The organism is uncultured Campylobacter sp. (genome assembly GCF_937997535.1).
In the GTDB taxonomy this organism is placed as follows: Bacteria; Campylobacterota; Campylobacteria; order Campylobacterales; family Campylobacteraceae; genus Campylobacter_B.
On the sequence record NZ_CALKTT010000103.1, the window covers coordinates 1 to 1,748 of the forward strand.

Genomic DNA, 1,748 nt, shown 5'->3' on the forward strand with positions numbered 1-1,748 from the left:
TGCAAACGATGCAAAAAGATATAAGCAATCTTCAACGCACGATGTCGATCTTTAATGAAAAGATAGAATTTAGAAAGTTTAAATTTTAAAAAGCGTATGTTATGGAGCAAATTGAGAAGGCAAGAAAAATCTTAGCCATTGCGGCTAGATAATAGAATTTCACGCATCAAATTCCATCCCGCGATACGGCGGAATGGAATTTGAAAGCAGTTCGTAGTGAGTAAATCTAAAATAGAATTTTAAAATTTAAATCCCAAAGCCTTAACCGTTGTAGCCTAAGCGGCGCATATTTGCGCACGCGTCCTTGTAGCCGTAATAGCACGAAATGCGGTATAGATCAATGGCGTTAAATTTATTCTGCTCTACGCCCTCGCCCTTTTCAAACATCGCTGCGAGCTTCTGGCAAGCAGGGAAGTTTTGAGAGAGCGTGCATGCGGCGTTGTAGGCGTTGGCGGCAGAAGCATAGTCGCGCTTGGAATACATAGAATCCGCAAAATTTAGACACATTGCGCCATTGCCGTTTTTGCACGCATCGCTTTGCACGACGCCGCCTTGTAGGTTCATCGCACGGATACCGTCTTGAACGTCGGCGAAAGAATATTTGCCGCTCTTTGGCGCATCGACTGCACTTTTCGGTGCGTTGCTAACGCAGCCCGCCAAAAATACTCCAGCGGCGATCAAAGCTAGAATTTTTTTCATATTTTGCTCCTTAATTTTTTGAAATTTGGCGACCCAAAACGTAATAGGTCTCTTTGCCCGCGACTTTTTGTAGCTTGAGCTTAAATTTTTCCGACCAAGCGCTGATGATATCCTCAACAGCGGTCTTGCGCTCCTCATTCGTAGCGTCGTTTTTAATCTTAAAATACGGGTTTGAATTCGACATAGCCACATGCGCACCGTAAATTTTAAGCTTATCGTTCAGCCCCACGATGCGATCGAGCTCGTTATCCTCAAAATCACACTTCGATAAAATTCCTCGCAGCTGCGCGACCGTCGCGTCGTTTACGCTATATCCTAGCGCTAGCAAAATTCCATCTTCACTCATTCTCATCCTTTCAAAAAAATTTATCTGTTCGCTTGTGAAATCAAAACGCCTTCAATTATGCTTTTTATATCGCCGTCTAAGATCGCGTCGGTCTGGCTATACGCCTCGCCACTGCGGTTATCCTTGACCTGCTGATATGGGAAAAGTACGTAGGAGCGGATCTGATGCCCCCAGCCAATCTCGCTCTTAGGCGCGTTTTCGTCCTTTTCGCGCTGTTTCATCAGCTCAAGCTCGTAAAGGCGCGACTTTAGCACCTTCATCGCCGTTTCTTTGTTTTTGTGCTGGCTTCTATCATTTTGGCAGTTTACTACGATACCCGTTGGGATGTGCGTGATACGCACGGCGCTTTCGGTTTTATTTATATGCTGCCCGCCTGCGCCGCTTGCGCGAAACACATCGACGCGGATATCCTTCTCTTCGATATTTATCTCGATATCATCATTGAGCTCCGGGCTTACCATTACGCTTGAAAAGCTCGTGTGTCTGCGCCCCGCACTATCGAATGGGCTAACGCGCACCAGGCGGTGGATGCCGTTTTCGGCTTTCAGATACCCGTAGGCGTTCTCGCCGCGCACGATGAAGCTAACGTCCTTAAGACCTGCTTCCTCGCCCTCTTGGAAGTCCAGAACCTCGATCTTAAAGCCCTCTCGCTCGCAAAAGCGCAGATACATGCGGTATAGCATACTCGCCCAGTCGTTACTCT

Annotated in this window: 3 protein-coding genes; all 3 read right to left on the reverse strand. The window is 46.9% G+C overall.

Annotated elements, in window-relative coordinates:
• Window positions 1-261: 261 nt before the first annotated feature.
• A complete protein-coding gene (locus tag Q0117_RS10240) occupies window positions 262-699 on the reverse strand; it encodes a hypothetical protein (protein WP_297881919.1) in 438 nt (145 codons plus the stop codon).
• A 10-nt stretch (window positions 700-709) separates the two neighbouring features.
• Window positions 710-1,045 (reverse strand): type II secretion system protein, encoded by a 336-nt coding sequence (locus Q0117_RS10245; RefSeq protein WP_297901914.1) that lies wholly within the window; start codon window positions 1,043-1,045, stop codon window positions 710-712.
• A gap of 20 nt (window positions 1,046-1,065) precedes the next feature.
• On the reverse strand, window positions 1,066-1,748 hold a 683-nt coding region (gene prfB, locus Q0117_RS10250; protein ID WP_297926667.1), incomplete at its 5' end, for a peptide chain release factor 2.

Bases quoted from the DNA above. Each gene is read 5' to 3' on its own strand.
- Q0117_RS10240 (WP_297881919.1), bottom strand. From the start codon at position 699: ATGAAAAAAATTCTAGCTTTGATCGCCGCTGGAGTATTTTTGGCGGGC.
- Q0117_RS10245 (WP_297901914.1), bottom strand. From the start codon at position 1,045: ATGAGTGAAGATGGAATTTTGCTAGCGCTAGGATATAGCGTAAACGAC.